Annotated in this window: 11 protein-coding genes and 3 pseudogenes; 11 read left to right on the forward strand and 3 right to left on the reverse strand. The window is 43.3% G+C overall.

What is annotated here, in order from left to right; all coding sequences use genetic code 11:
* From ACF1X7_RS09265 to ACF1X7_RS09285, 5 genes and pseudogenes are all read left to right on the forward strand, one after another.
* Positions 1-128, forward strand: a pseudogene (locus tag ACF1X7_RS09265) (IS30 family transposase); the annotation flags it as partial.
* Complete coding sequence (locus tag ACF1X7_RS09270) at positions 100-2529, forward strand: ABC transporter permease (RefSeq protein ID WP_411162702.1); 2430 nt, start codon at positions 100-102, stop codon at positions 2527-2529. The pseudogene ACF1X7_RS09265 and the gene ACF1X7_RS09270, both read left to right, overlap by 29 nt.
* Positions 2530-2609: 80 nt before the next feature.
* Positions 2610-3326, forward strand: a complete 717-nt coding sequence (locus ACF1X7_RS09275) for a MerR family transcriptional regulator (RefSeq protein ID WP_039098390.1) — start codon at positions 2610-2612, stop codon at positions 3324-3326.
* Between the two features lie 346 nt (positions 3327-3672).
* Positions 3673-5370, forward strand: coding sequence for a DUF6792 domain-containing protein (locus ACF1X7_RS09280; RefSeq protein WP_411162703.1), 1698 nt, complete (start codon positions 3673-3675; stop codon positions 5368-5370).
* A gap of 19 nt (positions 5371-5389) precedes the next feature.
* Positions 5390-6394, forward strand: a complete 1005-nt coding sequence (locus ACF1X7_RS09285) for a nucleoid-associated protein (RefSeq protein WP_065825291.1) — start codon at positions 5390-5392, stop codon at positions 6392-6394.
* 279 nt (positions 6395-6673) lie between these two features.
* Here the strand turns inward: ACF1X7_RS09285 and ACF1X7_RS09290 are convergent, their stop codons facing one another.
* On the reverse strand, positions 6674-9340 hold the full coding sequence (locus ACF1X7_RS09290) for an HAD-IC family P-type ATPase (RefSeq protein WP_411162704.1): 2667 nt from the start codon (positions 9338-9340) through the stop codon (positions 6674-6676).
* A 352-nt stretch (positions 9341-9692) separates the two neighbouring features.
* Here ACF1X7_RS09290 and ACF1X7_RS09295 point away from each other — a divergent pair, with 352 nt between their 5' ends.
* The 4 genes and pseudogenes from ACF1X7_RS09295 to ACF1X7_RS09310 all read left to right on the forward strand — a co-directional run bounded on the left by ACF1X7_RS09295 (position 9693) and on the right by ACF1X7_RS09310 (position 13172).
* Positions 9693-10856 (forward strand): cation:proton antiporter, encoded by a 1164-nt coding sequence (locus tag ACF1X7_RS09295; protein WP_064777503.1) that lies wholly within the window; start codon positions 9693-9695, stop codon positions 10854-10856.
* A 116-nt stretch (positions 10857-10972) separates the two neighbouring features.
* Positions 10973-11517, forward strand: a pseudogene (locus ACF1X7_RS09300) (phenolic acid decarboxylase).
* Between the two features lie 493 nt (positions 11518-12010).
* A pseudogene (eis, locus tag ACF1X7_RS09305) lies at positions 12011-12785 on the forward strand (enhanced intracellular survival protein Eis); the annotation flags it as partial.
* A gap of 48 nt (positions 12786-12833) precedes the next feature.
* Positions 12834-13172, forward strand: a complete 339-nt coding sequence (locus tag ACF1X7_RS09310) for a sterol carrier protein domain-containing protein (RefSeq protein ID WP_411162706.1) — start codon at positions 12834-12836, stop codon at positions 13170-13172.
* Positions 13173-13230: 58 nt separating this feature from the next.
* Here ACF1X7_RS09310 and ACF1X7_RS09315 read toward each other — a convergent pair whose 3' ends face one another.
* Together ACF1X7_RS09315 and ACF1X7_RS09320 are read right to left on the reverse strand one after the other, a co-directional pair.
* Positions 13231-13806 carry a hydrolase gene (locus ACF1X7_RS09315; protein ID WP_155275672.1) on the reverse strand — a complete coding sequence of 192 codons (576 nt, stop codon included), beginning with the start codon at positions 13804-13806 and terminating at the stop codon, positions 13231-13233.
* 308 nt (positions 13807-14114) lie between these two features.
* Complete coding sequence (locus tag ACF1X7_RS09320) at positions 14115-15224, reverse strand: SLC13 family permease (protein ID WP_004271233.1); 1110 nt, start codon at positions 15222-15224, stop codon at positions 14115-14117.
* 236 nt (positions 15225-15460) lie between these two features.
* Between ACF1X7_RS09320 and ACF1X7_RS09325 the strand changes: the two genes are divergently transcribed.
* Together ACF1X7_RS09325 and ACF1X7_RS09330 are read left to right on the forward strand one after the other, a co-directional pair.
* Positions 15461-15853 carry a hypothetical protein gene (locus ACF1X7_RS09325; protein WP_235713293.1) on the forward strand — a complete coding sequence of 131 codons (393 nt, stop codon included), beginning with the start codon at positions 15461-15463 and terminating at the stop codon, positions 15851-15853.
* Between the two features lie 307 nt (positions 15854-16160).
* Positions 16161-17705 (forward strand): ABC-F family ATP-binding cassette domain-containing protein, encoded by a 1545-nt coding sequence (locus ACF1X7_RS09330; protein ID WP_411162705.1) that lies wholly within the window; start codon positions 16161-16163, stop codon positions 17703-17705.
* Positions 17706-18090 lie beyond the last annotated feature (385 nt).

Consider the following 18090-nt stretch of genomic DNA (forward strand, 5'->3'; position numbering starts at 1 on the left):
AAAAGACCAATTTTAGCCAAGTAACGACTGATGAGATCCTAGCAGCACTTGAACTAATTAATCAACGACCATTAAAAATACATCATCAACAGACTGCCATTGAAAGATTCCGGGCTTGTTCGGATTAAACTTGTAATTTGCCATTTACAAACCACATTCCGCGATATTCGGCAGGCGATTGGACGGTTCATTGCGATTATCCTGATTATTTTAATGGGTGTCTTATTGTTTGTGGGGATTAAATCGATTGGCCCGAACTTAGAAGAGACTGTGGATCATTTTGTCACCACGCAACGCGTATCCGATTTACAGATTAGTGGGACCGCTGGCTTAACGGAACAGGACCGTGCGGTGGTCGGAAAAATGCATGGTGTCCAAGCTGAATTGGGTTATCGGATTCCGTATCGCGATGAAGCGCGGGATGTTAACTTACAATTATATAATTACCAACCAACTGCACGGCAAAATCGCTTAACGCTGACTACCGGGCGCTATCCGCAACGAACGAATGAAATTTTAGTGGATAACGCGGTTAAGACGCATTATCGTCTGGGGCAGAGGGTGACGATTAAGAGTCAGCAGCTATTGACGCATCGGTTTAAAGTGGTCGGTTATGTGGACTCACCGTTATATATCGACCGTCAGGAACGTGGAACCGTGCCAGTCGGGGATGGTCAGCTAGATGGCTTTATGTATTTGCCACAAAAGGCATTTGCACCTCAACCGTATTCGGTGATGATGGTGCGCTTTAGTGATTTGGATCGCCACAGTAGCTTTTCACAGGCTTATCGCACCGGCATTGCGACTAAAGAAACACAGCTCATGCGCCAATTAAAAGCACACACAACTCAGCCACAGCAACAGTACTTATTAACTGCGCGCAGTGCTAATCCGGGTTTTAATGAATTTACGAGCTTGTCGGATCGCATCGATGCGATAGGGAATGTCTTTCCTGTCTTCTTTTTCTTAATCGGGATTCTAATTACCTTTACAACCATTACGCGAATGATCGAAGAAAATCGCAAGGAAATCGGGACATTGAAGGCACTAGGCTATCGTAATTGGGAAATTGCGCAGAAGTATTTACTATATGCGCTACTAACAGGTAGTATCGGCACCGTGCTTGGCACCATTTTGGGCACGAAGTTATTACCGCTAGTCGTCTATCGAATCCAAAAACCGGTCTACACCTTTGCGCATTATCCAACCCATTTTTGGACAGCTCCAATTTTATTAGCCATTGGAGCGGTCTTGATTGCGACAGTTGGGGCCACGGGGTATGTTTTAATCAGCGATTTACGCGAGAAGCCCACCCAATTACTCCGACCAAAAGCGCCGAAACCAGGCCAACGGATTTGGTTAGAAAGAATCACACCGCTCTGGCGGCGATTGAGTTTCCATCAAAAAGTAACTTATCGTAATCTTTTTCGCTATAAAGCACGGATGATTCTGACCATCTTAGGCATCGCTGGGTGTACCGGTTTAATGGTTGCAGGCTTTGGTTTAAAGACGTCAATTGGCGAAGTTGCTGACCGTCAGTTTAAGCAATTGACCCATTACCAAGCAATTGTGACGCTTAAAATACCGAATAGTACAGCCCAAACGAAGTCGATTTTAACACAGACTGAGAAGGTTCGGTCTTACTTACCGGTCACAATGACCCAGGTTAAGTTCAAGCAAAAAGGGATTACGGATCAAGCGGCGACAGTCTATGCGGTCGCTGATCAAGCAAAAATTGCACAGTACGTCGCTTTGCAAACACCGCGAGAACAACAACGACTCACATTGCCGAAACACGGTGCGATTATTGCTGCGAACCTCGCTAAAACATATGCTGTCCAAAAAGGCGATTGGTTAACGTTGCAAACGGCACAAGGTCAGCGTGCACGAATTCAGGTTGCGGGTATCAGTGAAAACTACCTTGGTAACAGCGTCTATCTCCGCCAATCTGCTCTTTCAAAAACGCTACAACAACCAGTTGCGGCTAATGCCTATCTCGTGCGCACCGCTAAGATGACTACCAAGCAAGAAAAACAGTTGGCGACTCGTTTGCAACAAACAACGGAAGTGGCGGCCACAACGTTTATCAGTGATCAAGGGGCTAAGCAAGCAACGGCTAGTGCTAATTTAGACCCAATCGTTTTTATTTTCATCGGGTTATCAGCGGTTTTAGCGTTTGTCGTCTTATTCAACCTTACTAGCATCAACGTTTCAGAGCGGGAACGTGAATTGGCAACGATTAAAGTCCTGGGCTTTTTCGACAAAGAAGTGACGGCCTATATTGTGCGAGAAAATGTAATCTTCACCGTTATTGGGATTGTGCTTGGCTTTGGAATCGGTAAATTGCTGACTTGGTTCATCATCACGATGGCCTCGTCAGAACAAGTGGCCTTTCCACTCATCATTCCAGCTAGCGGCTACCTGATTGCGGCAGGGATGACGGTGCTATTTTCACTGATTGTGATGGGGATGACCCATCGCAAGTTAAAAGGGATTGATATGATTGGTGCATTAAAGGAGAACGAATAAAAGTTTTAGCAAATAATGCTTTTTTACTTGCTTGTGACGTTACGTCATCGGCTAGTATCAAGGTATGGAGGTGATATTCTATGGCGCAATATACAACAGGTGAACTCGCTAAATTATGTAATGTTTCGGTGCGGACGGTGCAATACTACGATCAGGCGGATTTGTTGAAGCCGGCAAGCTTAACTGAAAATGGACGACGGCTGTATGGGGATGCGCAAGTGCAGACGTTAAAAGTTATTCTAGGCTACAAGCAGCTGGGCTTTTCACTGAAGGCAATTCAAAAAGTGATGGCGAGTCAAGCTTCGACGGATACACTGGCATTGTTAGTCGAACAACAACTCAATCAGTTAGTCCAAAAAGAAACAGACTTAGCTAACCAGAAAGCAACGTTGCAGTTTGTACTGCAATCGATTCAAAATACTAGCGCGGTGCCTTTTGAAATGACAATCAGCGACATAGAAGACGCAATGGCTAAAACAACACAGTTAAAAAGATTACATCGGCGAATGCTGATGTGGGGCTTATTGATTGATGGTGTGGAAATTGGCTTATTAATTCTTGGGTTTCTAAGTGGAATTTGGTGGCCAATGTGGATTTGGATACCGGTCATCATTGCGATGGCCATTTATGTGACAACATTCTACTATCAAGAAACTGTCTATCTATGTCCCAATTGCAAGACGGTCTTCAAACCACGCCTAAGTAAAATGTTCTTTGCCCGTCACACGCCAAAGACAAGACAACTAGTGTGTCCAAGCTGTGGACAAAAAAATTACTGCATAGAACAGAGTGCGTAAGCAGGCGTTCGTATTTTTAGGATTAACTGGATTTGCCGAATTGGCGACGCAATCGCTAATTTGGCAAATTTGGTTAGCCACAGAAATATGCCTGCTGAAGCACGTTTAAGAACAGAGTGCGGTTGGTCGCGGTTAGCAAATGAGCATTAAGACAAAATCACCAGTAATCCGTTTTTGGAATTACTGGTGATTTTAGCTTAAGCGGAAGTTGTTGCGACCAAAAAGCATGTTTGAACCAGGCGTGCGCATCAAACCGAAAACCATCTAAGCTGGGACGATTTCGTCTCAGCTTTTTTGAGTCAGATACTTTATAATAGAAGTATTACAAAAATAAGGAATGATGCAAATGGAAACGACAGTGATCATCTCAACGCTCTTTCGGTTGGCAAAAGTCTTCGATGACATGGGTAAGTTATTGTTCAAAGCGCATTTAGATGTGCCGTTGACGTTTGACCGTGCGCAATCGCAGGCCTTATTACGGCGCAATAACCGACTAGAATTCAGCTATCAACAACTTAAAACAAGTAAAACAAAACTATTAAATCAATTATTGGCAACGGCGGGAGCCGATCCCTATTTGTGGACCAAGTTACGGCGACTGCAGGCATTGGATGTGGCGAGTTTGGCAGCCGTTCAAGCAAATCCGCAATTTAACCGCCAACGCAAGATTAATCGTTTGAAACAACTGATTATCAATTTACAAAATGAAAAAATCAATGAGAGTACGGTACTGACGAAGCAGGCGCTCGCCTATTTATACCATGTAGCCCCTGATAAAGTGGCGACCACGAGTAAGCCAGGACCGATACTGGCCGATCCGTTTGATAGCCGCGCTTTTAAAATGGACATGATGGCCCTTAATTATTTAGATCAGTATTTTAACGTGCAGGAATTGCAATATTACGTGAAGTACCTCGTGTTTATTCACGCGCATCAAGCGGCGGAAGCGGTGATTCACTATGACGCGCGAACGGTTTTGCCGAATGCGGAACAAACTGGTTTTTCGGCAGTTGCCTATTACGTCACGCTTAATCGCCAATCGTATACCTACATTTCCTACAAGGGGACTGAGGGGACGATGGATGATCCGCGGATTAAGTCGTTTACGCAGCGGCTGGATAATTATGTCCGTGAGAGTTATCAAGATTGGAAGTATAATATTGATGCGATGCTGATTGGCAACACCGAAAATGATGAGCAACTCCAACTCGCACGGCGGTTTACGCGGTATGTGGTCCGGCGGGTGCGCCGAATTAATCCGGCAACAATCATCTATGGACTGGGTCACTCACTCGGGGGGCATTTTGTGCAGACGGTCCAATTATTGGATGAACCGTTTGATGGTGGCTATACCTTGAATGCTGCACCGGTTCAGTTAAAACAAATAAAGCATTATCGGCCGGATCTTTTATCCGCTTCAAAATGGCAACAATTATTCGCATTGACTAAGCACAACAATACGCAAGATCCAGCTGTAGCAATGCAAGTCCACGCGATTTTGGGACATAATTACGCTACAATTGAAAATGAATGGTTCATTAAAGATTTAACGCGGATCTATTTTGGCTTTCCGTATACGTTCTACATTGGGACGGCGCGTTATTTGAATGCTAAAAATTGGCATTACCCGTTTGTGACTGACGTAGCACCATATCTCCGAAAAGATGAGATTCAGGCGTATAGCCAGTTCTGGGGCAATCTAATTCGCTATTTGAAACGTGTTGAGACTAGAAATGGGTCGTTGATGTTGGCAAGTCTGATGACATATGGACTGCAGACACTCCGTGAAGTGTATGCCGCGATTAAAACGGAACAGGCCCAACAAATTTTTGCGGCATATGCGCGCTATTTATACGATGCGCACATTTTTAAAGATACCCCCGTTCAGGTACAGACCAATTTTGAACGGGAATTATCACGGCCGCGCACGGCACTCCGTGTGTTACAAGTCGAATGGCCATTTTTGAAAAGCGTCAACAATGAGATGGTCGAAACGGTGATTTTCTTCCACACGATTGAAGGCGCTCAATACTTTACACGCTAGACAGATGGGATGTTAACTAATGGATATTTATTTGAAACAAGCAATTTTACAAGTGGTCGACCGCGAACTCGGCGATCCAATTTACTCACAACAGGTGCTAGATCTTACCAATGGGAACACACGCGACTATTTGACCAACAAGATTAAGAAATTATCGTCTGCCCAGAGTAAGACCGGCGTACTGCGCCAAGATGCTGAGCTCGCATCTTTTCTGCGCGATGCGACAGCTGATTTTATCGGCGCTAGCCAACGCCTCGTTGAAAAATGGTACACGGTCTATCAAAAAAGTGACGATGCACCGAGTGCGGATGCGTTTGTTGTCTTGTATGAACAAGATGCGCAAGCTTACTTGGCTTTTTTGAAGGTCGATTATCATCAAGCCTTCACCCATTATGTCAATGCTGAAGAGGGACCATTGATGAATCAACTGATTATTCACCAATCGATTCTATCGAATAAAACGCAAAAGGCGGACGAAGGGTTTGCGATTAACCTCCAGACGTTTGGCTTTGAATTGATGGAGAAGAAGTACACCTTCTCCGGTGAAAAGATGACCTACTTATCAACGAACGTGATTGAAAGCGAACCAGCGCCATCGCTAGAAGAAAACGTCAAGGTTGTTAAAAAAGCCGCTGAAAAAATCGGCAAGAAATTCGAAGTTGCCAAACACGATGTGGTCGCCAACGTCAAAGAAGCGATCTACGACACGATTGAAACCAATGGAGAAATCGATACGAGCCAGATGGCGGCGAAGATTTTTAAAGACAACGTTTCAGCACAAAGTGAGTTTAAAGCAGAAATGACGGAAAACGCGCCAGCAGCACCAGCGCCAATCTCACCAGCCGTCCGCGAAATCGCCGAAAAGAAATACGGCAAACAAAAACTCAAACTCTCAAACGGCATCGAACTAATCGTCCCAATCGACGTCTACCAAAACCCAAATCTATTTGAATTCATCAACCACCCAGACGGCACAATGTCGGTGGAGATTAAGAATGTAGAAGAAGTGATTAGTAGATTATAGAGTGCGTAGGCAAGCGGTTATATTTTGAGCATTAACTGGATTCACCCAATTGGCGATGTAATCGCCGATTGGGCGAATTTGGTTAAGTACAGAAATATGCTTGCCGAAGCACGTTTAGAGTGCGTTTGAAGCGGGTCGACTTTGAGGATTAACCTAAAAATGTGACTTATGACGGGTTTGGTCATAAGTCACATTTTGTAGTTAACCGGAAAAGCCAGTTTCGAAAAGCACACCAAAAAAGAGCATTTCTCTCATCCTATCGAGAAGAACGCTCTTTTACTATGCCTTTCTTTTTGCCCAGATTAAACGGATAATCTTATCGAATTCCGTGATGATTAGAATCAAGAAGCCTGCGCCGATCGAAACGCCCCATTCTAATAAGGTAAGCGGTTCGGTGTAGAAGGTTTGTTGCATGAATGGCACGTAGGTCAGGATCAATTGGAGAATAATCATCAGTACGATAATGCCGAATGCTTTTTGGTTGGTGAAGAAAGCTTTTGAAAAGGCGAGTTTCGCAGTCCGAATATTGAACAAGTAGAAAATCTTGCTGATGACAATGATATTGACCATCATTGTGCTGGCTGTGACTTGATCGACACCGCGGCCGAGTAACCAATCGTAGGCTAACAAGCCGATTAAGGCCATCAAGACGGAAACATATGCCATTTGGAAAACATCGTGTTTATTCATCAGCGCTTGGCCGGTCTTACGTGGCTTGCGGGTCATTAAGCCATCTTCAGCTGGTTCGAAGATGAAGGCGAATTGAATCGTAATCGCCGAGACCATGTTAATCCAGAGTAACTGCGTCGCTTGCAACGGCATATCTTGTTGCATCAAAATCGTGAAGGCGATGATTAAGCCTTCCGCGAAGGAAGTCGGGAGTAAGAAGAGAATACTCTTTTTGATGTTATCGTAAATCCGGCGGCCTTCACGAATTGCGACGGACATTGTTGCGAAGTTATCGTTGGTTAAAATCATATCCGCGGAATCTTTGGCAACATCGGTTCCTTTAATTCCCATGGCAACCCCGATGTCAGCGCGCTTCAATGCGGGCGCATCATTGACACCGTCACCGGTCATTGCGGTGACTTTGCGACTGGCTTGTAAGGCTTCGACAATTTCGAGTTTGTTATGTGGTGTGGTGCGGGCAAAGACTTGGTGTTCTAAAGCGGCTTTTGGTTTTTCAGCGTCCGACAAGCGATCCCATTCCGGCCCGGTAATCGCATTAATCGTTGGTGCTAAGCTTAACTTTTCACCAATTGCTTTAGCCGTCAGTGGATGGTCACCGGTAATCATCTTGACATCGACCCCAGCAGCGTTCATTTCGGCGAGCGCTTGAATGACTTCATCGCGTGGCGGATCGATAATCCCGGCAACCCCTAAGAGTTGAATCCCTTGTTGGAGTTGTTCATGGGTAATTGTAGCAGTCGTTGTTGGCACGTCGAGATAACCGACCGCCACAACCCGTTTGCCTTGTTCTGATAAACGGGTCACATCGGCATTCCAGTCATCGATTGGGAAATCGACCATTGCCTGTTGGGCCATTGGGAATAATTTATCTGGAGACCCTTTGATATAGATTCGGTGCGTACCATCAGTTAGTTGCACGAGTTTAGCAATGTAGCGGTAATCCGAATCGAAAGGTAACATGTCAATTTCTGTATTTGTTGGTAAGTCGTCGATACCATGAACCTTATGATATAAGGTTAAAAAGGCACCGTCAGTTGGTTCACCGTTAATGGTCCAACCATTGTCGGCTTGATAAAGCGTCGTATCGTTGGCTTCATAACTAGCCTCTAAGAATTGTGTGAGGGTGGTATCCAATTCAGCAGGTTGGTCATTTAATAAAATCTGACCTTCGGGCGCATAGCCATTCCCGCTGACTTGGTAAGTCGTTTCGGCGGTGATAATTTCGGTCACGGTCATTTCGTTTTTAGTTAGCGTCCCCGTTTTGTCGGTCGCAATCACGTCGACGGAGCCCAACGTTTCGACGGCAGGTAAGCTCTTGACGATGGCGTGTTTGTGCTTGGCCATGTCGCTGACCCCCATTGCGAGGATTACGGACATTGTTGCGGGTAATCCTTCAGGAATTGAACCGACCACCATCGTGACAATCGCGATTGCTAATACTGAGAGTGAGTAATGTTCGCCAAGTAAGCCGAAGAGGAATAAAAAGACGGCCGCACCGATGACGACAAATGAAACGCCGGTCCCTAAGCCGTTGATTTCGCGAGTCAATGGGGTTGGGCGGGTTTTCGTTTCGGTGACAGCAACTGAGATTTGCCCGATTTCGGTATCAGCGGCGGTTGCGACGACCATGCCTAAGCCGCTCCCGTTAGTGACGGAAGTGGAGGCAAAGGCCATGTTGACTTGATCGGCAAGGGCAACTTCTTCTTCGGTTAAGCGTGTTGCAATTTTTTCAACTGAGTCTGCTTCCCCGGTTAAGGCTGACTCTTGAATACGCAGATTATCGGCATCAACGATTCGTAAATCCGCTGGTACACTATCGCCAGCTTCTAGGAAGATAACGTCGCCGACCACTAAGTCTTCAGTTGGGATGTCGATCCGCTGACCGTCACGATAAACGGTTGCTTCGGTTGCCAACATTTCTTTGATTCGTTCCAAAGCATCAGATGCGTTCGCTTCTTGATAATAACCAATGATGGCATTAATGATGACTACTAGACCGATGATGATGGCATCCGAATAGTGACCCATCATGAGTGTTAACAGGGCTGCGACGATTAGGATGTAGATGATTAAGTTGTTGAATTGGCGCACGAAAAGTTGCCACTTCGGGGTGTGATGGCTCTCGAGTTTATTCGGACCATTGGTTGCTAAGCGGTTAGCCGCTTCTGTTTGCGAAAGCCCCTGTTCAAAATCTTGGTGGGCATAATTGGTTTGCAGTTCGTCTAATGTTTGTTGATAAGCGTGTGTTTTAGTCATGGTAAGCTCCTTTTAATTATCGAAAGTCAAAATGCGGTCGTTCGTGATCGTTATTCTTGCCGATAATAAGGAATAATCTGATGAATTAAACAAAACGCCTCGTCCGAGCCGTCATCCAAAAATACTCACCTCTAGTTAGTTATTACTCTAAAATTATCATGAAAAAGTAGCGATGTCAATCTAATGAATACTATTACCAATTCAACGTCTAAACTTTGCGTCCAGTGTGGCTTTGTGGTAATATTATTACATAAGTTAAAAAATCGGTTGAAGCATTGCGCGTTCAAGATTTCCTTCTTTAGGGTGGTAGAAGGGAATTTTGGCGTGCTTTTTTATGGAGGGAAATGAATCAATGGCAACTTTAGCAATTGTTTTAATAAGTACTTTATTGGCAGGACACATGAGCAAACGGATTGGAATGCCGGCTGTGATTGGGCAACTCCTGGTAGGGATTATTCTTGGACCCGCGTTGTTCGGTGTCTTACATGAAAATTCTTTTATCCACACGTTTTCCGAAATCGGTGTCGTGTTATTGATGTTCATCGCTGGCTTGGAGAGTAACCTGACCTTGTTGAAGAAGTATTTCAAACCAAGTTTAGTGGTCGCCGTCTTAGGGGTGATTGTCCCGATGATCAGTATGTATGGGATGAGCTTGGCCTTTGGTATTAGTCAACTTGAGAGTTTATTCATCGGGGTGATTTTTGCAGCCACTTCAGTATCGATTTCAGTCGAAGTTTTACGTGAATTAAACGTGTTAGAAAGTAAAGAAGGGACGATTATACTAGGTGCTGCGGTAGTGGATGACTTACTGGCCGTAATTATCTTGAGTGTCTTGACCAGTCTTTTTGGGGCGCAACTGGCTGCAGCTAGTTCAACCCACATGAGTTTGGGGTTGAGTTTATTGCTGCAAGCTTTATTCATGGTTGCGGTCTACTTTAGTGTGAAATGGATTGTGCCATTTGTTATGCATTTGAGTCGTCGTTTGTTAGTACCATATGCGAGCGCCATTACATCGTTAATCATTTGTTTTGGATTTGTTTGGTTCGCTGAGGCCGTTGAATTGAGTGCGGTAGTGGGCGCGTTTTTCGCAGGGATTGCGATTTCGCAAACCCCGTATAAGGAAGAGATTAATCGCCATATTGAACCGATTGGGTATACCGTATTTATTCCGGTATTCTTTGTCAGCATCGGTTTATCGATGAACTTAGCAAGCTTGAATCAACATATTCTATTTATTACGATTTTAACCGTGTTAGCTGTTTTCTCGAAGTTAATTGGAAGTGGTCTCGGTGCGCGTTGGATGAATAATTCGCCACAAGGAGCCTATACAATTGGTGCGGCAATGATTTCGCGGGGCGAGATGGCGTTAATTATCGCGCAGATTGGGTACAACGCTAAATTGTTGAGTGAACTTTATTACTCAGAGATTATTTTCGTGATTATCATTACCACTGTTTTGGCACCGCTGATTCTTAAACACGCGGTGAAACGCCAATTAGCAACTGAAATCAATTAAGAAAAATCGTCAGCTATTTGCTGGCGATTTTTTTTTGCCCTTTTTTAAAGTTGACAAAAAAAGGATTGAGCAGTACACTTATCACGTTAAGAAAAACATGTGTTTAATTACATGGTATGAAGGCTTTTAAAAGGACAAAACAATTTAAAGAATTAGAAGATTTCTTAGGGACATATTTCATTTACACTTACGAGAATGGGCGGAAGTATGAATGGTATGCAAAGAACGACCACACTACCGAATTCATGGTGGGATGGTTGCAGGTCGTTGGGTTCGTGATCAAGAAGCCAACATCGTTAAGTTAACGGACGGCGTCTTCAAGATTACTTGGACAGAACCAACTGGGACTGATGTTGCGTTGGACTTCATGCCAAACGAAAACAAGTTACACGACATGATTTTCTTCCCTAAATGGGTTGAAGAACATCCAGAAATCACAGTGACCTACCAAAATGATCACATTGCACTCATGGAAGAATCACGTGAAAAATATGAAACATATCCTAAGATGTTAGTGCCTGAATTTGCCACAATTACTTATATGGGTGATGCAGGACAAAATAACGAAGACGTAATTAGCGAAGCACCTTATGAAGGTATGATTGAAGATATTCAAGAAGGCCGGTATTTCGATGCTGACTATCGCAAGATTCAAAAATAGGCAAGCTGCTTAACTAATCATAAATATTTACTAATTATGACAATAAGTAAATAGTTGATTTTATAAAGCGGTTTCGTTATAATGAGGTCATGGTTAAATAAATTAACGAGGTGAACTGGACATGGCGATTCAAGTAGGTGATTTAGTTCGCGGCCAATCAAACGAAATTATGTCTGTGACATAGATCGGTAAGGTTATTGAGAAATGTGAAGAAACTGTGCATATCTTAATCTTGAACTATGCACCAACTGATCGTTTTACGGTTCACGAGTTGATGCAACGAATTCTAGTGAGTTCACAACAACTTCGTGCAATTTCGTTAACGAAATAACTCCCTAATAACCATAGATTTCTTTCTATAAAAAAACGACCACTCCCAAGAAAAGGTCGTTTTTTTTATGCGTAAAAAGCGGTCTAATCACAAAGGTGGCGCTTGCATCTTGTTGCTCGCTCACTTATAGTGAAAGATAAGTGATGGCAGGAGGAATGTGCAGTGGTTGAAAAAAGAAAGTTAATTGGAACAGATGAACCAGTATTTTATGAATTAGCACAATATGCGTTTAATAAACCGGATAGTGCTAAGCGCCAAGAATTCTTCAAACAGTTGTATACACATAGTGCAGGGTTTGGCGTTTTTGATGACGGCCGGTTGGCAAGTGGCTTATTAGCGACGCCGTTTGACGTACGGCTCAATGGGCAAACCTTTAAGATGAGTGGCATTGGTTATGTCGCGAGTTACAGGTGGGATTGCAGCATTGATGCAACTCGCGTTTGAACACATGCGTGCAGAAGGTGTGACGCTTTCGTATCTCGCGCCATTTTCATACGGCTTCTATCGTCGGTTTGGCTATGAACAAACTTTTGATCAGACGCACTTTGAGATTCAAACGGCTGACTTACCACGATTGAAATTTGCACCGAGTGCAGGACAAGTAGTACGGATGACATTGGCGCAAGCGGTGCCGTTGATTGATGCGTTCTTCAATCAGCATCCGGACAATCAAGTCGGTGGTGTGCAGCGGACTGATTGGTGGTGGCAATATGATGTTATGAAGCATAGTGATTGGGAAGTGGCGGTCTATCGAGAAGATACAGGACGGGTTGCGGGGTATATGATTTATACGCGCCAACCAGAGACGTTTGTGATTCAAGAACTGATGACCTCGACAGTTGCAAGTCAAGAACAGCTATTGAGCTTTATTCTTAAGCATCAGTCAGCTTATGCGACAATTCAGTATGAGAGTGCACTGACTGAGTCGCTAGCTGATTTATTGCCTGATCCCACAATCGTAAAGACGACAACCGTCCCTCATATGATGGCACGGATTGTGTCACTAGCTGATTTCTTCGCGCGTTATGCCTATCAAGTAGCGGAACTATCTGCGGTAACGATTGTGGTTCAAGATGATTTCTTACCTGAAAATGCCGGTTTATGGCAGTTAAGTATTCATGCAGGACATGCTGCTGTGACAAAATTAGCAACGGGGACCGCAGACATCACCGTTACGATTCAAAATCTAACTAAGGCGATGTTGGGGTATCGCACACTTGAGAGTCAAGCACACTTTGGGCATGTGCAGGGGACACCGCAGCAAATCGCTCAACTCAGTGCTGCATTTAGTCATACGAAACCGATGTTATGGGATTATTTCTAAATTGAACATCAAAAAAGCCAATCATCCAGGTGAAATCTGAATGGTTGGCTTTTTTGAATTAAGCAGGTTGGACAATCTGCACGTTGGCATTTAAGACACCGGCAGAGGGAATGTCACAATTTGGCATTGCGACGTCTAATTGTTGTGAGTTAGAAGCGGCAAATGTTCCGGTGTCGTTGACAACACGGTACCACACTTCACCGGTACTTAATGTGATCTTGATTTGTGAGCCGCGAGGGATAACGCCTAAGTGCGCAGCAACCCCAGCATACATTCCGCCGGGCATGCTTGTTGCACCAAGAACTGCGGGATCATAAAAGGTTAATTTGAATGTCCCTTTGTCAATTAAGGTTGGTTCGGCAGGTGCTGGGGCCGCAACTGGTTCTGGCTCAGGGGCGGGCGTTGGTTCCTTAATTTCTGCGGAATCAGGATCTGGATGAATCGGACAGCTAACGGGTTTGTCTGTTGGTAGAACAGTTGCGTGTTTGACCAGTGACGTTTCAGTTGCTTGGGCAGGTTGCCCCGTGAATTGTTCAATGGCTTTAGATGACATCAGCTTTTGGACAGGGTGGTTCGTTTCTGGTGCTGCTTCATTGGTTAATGCGGCACGCGCGATATTCGTTGTAATTAGCATCAGCAATATAAGGCCGATAGCTAACAAGAATGGTTTGTTTTTGATAATAAAGCGTCACTCCTAGGTAAGTTTTGGAACTAGGAGAGTATATCAATGCTGCATGTCAATTAAATAGCAGTTTCTTTACAGAAATGGGGTAATTTGTCATGTTAGTCATATGTTTGTAAAATTTAGGAGCTTAATTAAAGGGCGTCACGATGGCGTTGATCGGCAGTAAGACGCGAATGGGAATGCTATCATGACGATTACTGTTAAAATGACAAAAAACAGGGCAACTATCGTAAAGATAGTTGCCCTGTTTTTAAGAATTAGATGAGGAAATAGCCGAATACCCCTAAAATGATTAAGAATAAGAAGTTCATGCCAGTGAAAACGACGAGGAACTTACCAAGGTCTTTGCCCCAGCCTTTCTTGAATCGTTTGTAAGCAATCAAGTTTGCAAGTGAGGCGAACATTGTGCCGACCCCACCGATATTGATGGCTAAGAACATTGCGTGGCTGTGGTTAGTGAAGCTTGAAAGTAAAATTTCAGTTGGGACATTTGCAATTAATTGACAACTGATAATCCCGGTGATGTAGGTTTGTTTTGCTGTTCCGACAATTGATCGCATGAATGTGGCAATCGTTGGGATGTGACTTAAATTCCCAACAGCGATGAAGAAACAGAAGAATGTGAGTAATAAGCCGTAATCGACTGTTTTGAATAACTTAGGATCAAACGCTAGAATCGCGATAATCACTAGAATTGGTGTCACCCATAATGGAATTAATGAGAACACTGCGAGGAAAACGACAACCGTTAATGGAACGAAATACCACAGTGGCCCTTTTTCAACTTCAACGGGATGTAACCCGTGAAGTTTGATGGGTTCTTTTGGAAAGAGGAAGGTCGTTGCTGCCAACATAATGACGCTGACAATCAAGACGGGAATTGAATATTCGAAGAAATGGCGAATCGTCATATGGTAAAACGAAACAAGGAAAATATTATGCGGGCTCCCAAATGGTGTTAATGAAGAACCGAGGTTAGCCGAAATCGTGATGAGCGTCACCGGTAAGATTGGTGAGAATTCAAGTTGACGCGCAATTAAGATGAACAACGGGACGAACGTTAATACCGTCATATCGTTGGTTAAGAACATCGCGCCGACAAACGTTAGTGCTAATAACATCTGCATCAAGGCTCGTTTGGAACGGCTTTTGATAATTAACTCGCGAGCGAAGTAATCAAGCACGTGGAGCCGTTGATAAACCTGAACGAGCGTCATAATACAAAAGACGCTGACGATCACGTGGAAATTAACGTAACTAAGTTGTGGGCGGTTGAAAAATGAGGTGACAATGGCTGCGATGGCAGCGGCTAAGAGTAGTTTGTCATCTAAGAAAAAATCTCGGATGTTCAAAGCAATGTTTTTCATATAGACTCAATTATCCTTCTTAATATAGTTATATTATTCAAAAAAGCACTACTACAATTCTAGACTGTTTACGGGGATAAAAACAGAAAAATTTATAATATATACACAATTTTTACAATACATAGCCTCTCATTCTAGTAAACGTGGTTGACTGTCTCGCTTGACGTTAGCGGTTTTTAATTTGAAGAATTAAGTGATTTTACTGCTTATTGCGGCTAAAATTAGGTATAATATAAATGAAATATAAACGATTAATCATTATTAAGAAGGTGGAGCAGATGAAAGACGCCCCAAGACATACAATCATATTAGGGATAGTGGCCACGGTCATTGCGTTTATTTGTGGCATGTTAGTTTTAAAGACGATTTTGAATTTCAATTTATGGCTTGCGATCCTAATCAGTGCAGTACTAGGCTTATATGTCGGGTTTAATGCATTCTATAGTACGTATTTAGCAGAAATGATCAAAATTGAAGTGGCTAATCAAGGATTAACAAGCCAAGACTTAGCGACAATGATGCATGGTAGGGCTAAGGATTATCCAATTGTCCGCGGTGAATTGCGTCTAATCATTTCTCGGCGCAAACGCGCACAGCTGTTAGCGAAGTTGCGTGCACGGGTTAGCTAAGGCTTTTGCATGAGCGATTGTTCTATGTTAGGATAGGACTAACTTATTGAAGGGTGCGATTACATGTTAATTGAACGACCATTAATTATGAAGCTTCGCTCTGTACATTTAAAGATGACGCATCGTGCAGAGCCTAATATTGATTAAAAGTCATCTATAGGACATTACTGGATTTAACGACTGGTGACAGTGGTTTATTTGGGTAGTGACTATGGATGGAGTGGTCGATAGTCAATGATTGTAATCATGACAGGGGTAGCGGATGCTGCCCCTGTTTTTTATTTGGAAAGAAAGTAGGAATAAAACAATGAGTATTTTAAAAGTCGAAGGCCTAACACAACAGTTTTTAGATAAACAACTTTATGACGACGCCGGGTTTCAAGTGAACAAAGGCGAACATATGGGGATTACCGGCCAAAACGGGGTGGGCAAAAGTACGTTAATCAATATCCTCACGGGCGTCATTCTTCCGGATGAAGGGAAAGTGACGTGGCAAAAGAATCTTAAGATTGGTTATCTCGATCAGTATGCGAAGTTAGCACCAGGATTATCGATCTTTGAATTTTTGAAGACGGCTTTTGCGGATCTATATAAGAAAGAAAAATTAATGAGTCAATATTATGCGGACTACGCAGAGAGCCTTGATGACCAATTGCTCGAAAAAGCGGGTGCGATTCAAGAACTATTAGAGGCAAAAAGCTTCTATGATATTGATACACGCGTTATGCAAGTCGCCACTGGCTTGGGGATTGATGCATTAGGGATGGATCATGATGTATCACAACTAAGTGGGGGGCAACGTTCGAAGATTATTTTAGCGAAACTACTATTAGAAGAACCCGATATGTTATTACTGGATGAACCAACGAACTATTTGGACACGAACCACATTGATTGGCTGAGTGATTATCTCAATCATTTCGAAGGCGCCTTTATCACAATCTCCCATGATTATGACTTTTTGGAACGGGTGACAACCTGTATCGCCGATATCGAATTCGGTAAGACTACGAAGTATACCGGCACACTACAACAAGCCTTCCGGCAAAAGGAAGAGAATAAGGCTAGTTATTTAAAGGCCTATGAGAACCAACAAAAGAAGATTGAAAAAACGAAAGCTTATATCCGCAAGTATAAAGCGGGCTCCCGTTCGACAATTGCCAAGAGTCGTGAGAAACAATTGGCACATATGGATATTTTGACGCCACCAAGTAATCGCGTGAAGGCTAACTTCCGCTTTCCATATCATGCAACGGCCAGTCAGATTCTATTGACGACTAATGATTTGGAGATTGGTTACGATCGCGCGTTACTACCAGCGTTGAACTTTTCAATTGGTCGTGATCAGAAAGTGGTCTTGAAAGGTTTTAATGGGATTGGGAAATCAACGTTGATTAAAACGATCATTAAAGAAATTCCAGCAATCGATGGGGACTTTGAGATTGCCAGTACGGTGAAGTTTGGTTACTTTAAACAAGACTTGAAGTGGCCGAATAATATGGCAACGCCATTACAGTATCTACAAGGCGAATACCCTGATCAGAAACAAAAGGAACTACGCCAAGTTTTATCGCGGACTGGTTTAACTGCCGAAGAAGCGATGAAGCCTTTGAAACAACTTAGTGGTGGTGAACAATCGAAGGTGAAGATTGCCGAACTACTATTAACATCAAGCAACTTTCTTCTATTAGATGAACCAACGAACCATTTAGATGATGATACGAAGAATGCACTACGAAAAGCAATCCAAGCCTTCGAGGGTGGCGTACTCCTTGTTACTCATGAAGAAGACTTCTATCAAGGTGACTGGATTGATAAGATTTTGGATGTTGAATCACTCATTAAACAATAGGGATACCGTAGAGCTTTGAAGGGTTATTGGTAACGATGAAACGTTGCTGGTAACTTTTCAAAGCTTTTTTAATAAAAAGCTTGACCGCGCCGGTTAATCTTGGTAATATATAAAAGTTATCTCGACGAGGGACGTATGGTTGATGACTCAGCGATACGAAATAAAAAAGATTTTAAAAAACGCTTGTTATTTAAACCTTATCGTGATAATATATTATGTGTTGCTTACGGAGCTATAATTTCTAAGTAATAATTAATTAAAAATAGTTGTTGACAGACGATAAGTTGTGTGATATACTTAAAAAGCTGTTTCAACACAGTAGATCTTTGAAAACTGAACAAAGTTTCGACAAACCAAATGTGTAGGGTCGCCCTTCGGGGCACAA

Origin of the sequence: Latilactobacillus sp. VITA-14 (assembly GCF_046580785.1) — a bacterium.
Classification (GTDB): domain Bacteria; phylum Bacillota; class Bacilli; order Lactobacillales; family Lactobacillaceae; genus Latilactobacillus; species Latilactobacillus curvatus.

Coding starts and splice junctions, on each gene's coding strand:
- ACF1X7_RS09295 (WP_064777503.1), top strand. CDS start 9,693: ATGGCAACTTTAGCAATTGTTTTAATAAGTACTTTATTGGCAGGACAC.
- ACF1X7_RS09280 (WP_411162703.1), top strand. CDS start 3,673: ATGGAAACGACAGTGATCATCTCAACGCTCTTTCGGTTGGCAAAAGTC.
- ACF1X7_RS09285 (WP_065825291.1), top strand. CDS start 5,390: ATGGATATTTATTTGAAACAAGCAATTTTACAAGTGGTCGACCGCGAA.
- ACF1X7_RS09290 (WP_411162704.1), bottom strand. CDS start 9,340: ATGACTAAAACACACGCTTATCAACAAACATTAGACGAACTGCAAACC.
- ACF1X7_RS09320 (WP_004271233.1), bottom strand. CDS start 15,224: ATGAAAAACATTGCTTTGAACATCCGAGATTTTTTCTTAGATGACAAA.
- ACF1X7_RS09275 (WP_039098390.1), top strand. CDS start 2,610: ATGGCGCAATATACAACAGGTGAACTCGCTAAATTATGTAATGTTTCG.
- ACF1X7_RS09315 (WP_155275672.1), bottom strand. CDS start 13,806: ATGCTAATTACAACGAATATCGCGCGTGCCGCATTAACCAATGAAGCA.
- ACF1X7_RS09330 (WP_411162705.1), top strand. CDS start 16,161: ATGAGTATTTTAAAAGTCGAAGGCCTAACACAACAGTTTTTAGATAAA.
- ACF1X7_RS09325 (WP_235713293.1), top strand. CDS start 15,461: ATGAAATATAAACGATTAATCATTATTAAGAAGGTGGAGCAGATGAAA.
- ACF1X7_RS09310 (WP_411162706.1), top strand. CDS start 12,834: ATGGCACGGATTGTGTCACTAGCTGATTTCTTCGCGCGTTATGCCTAT.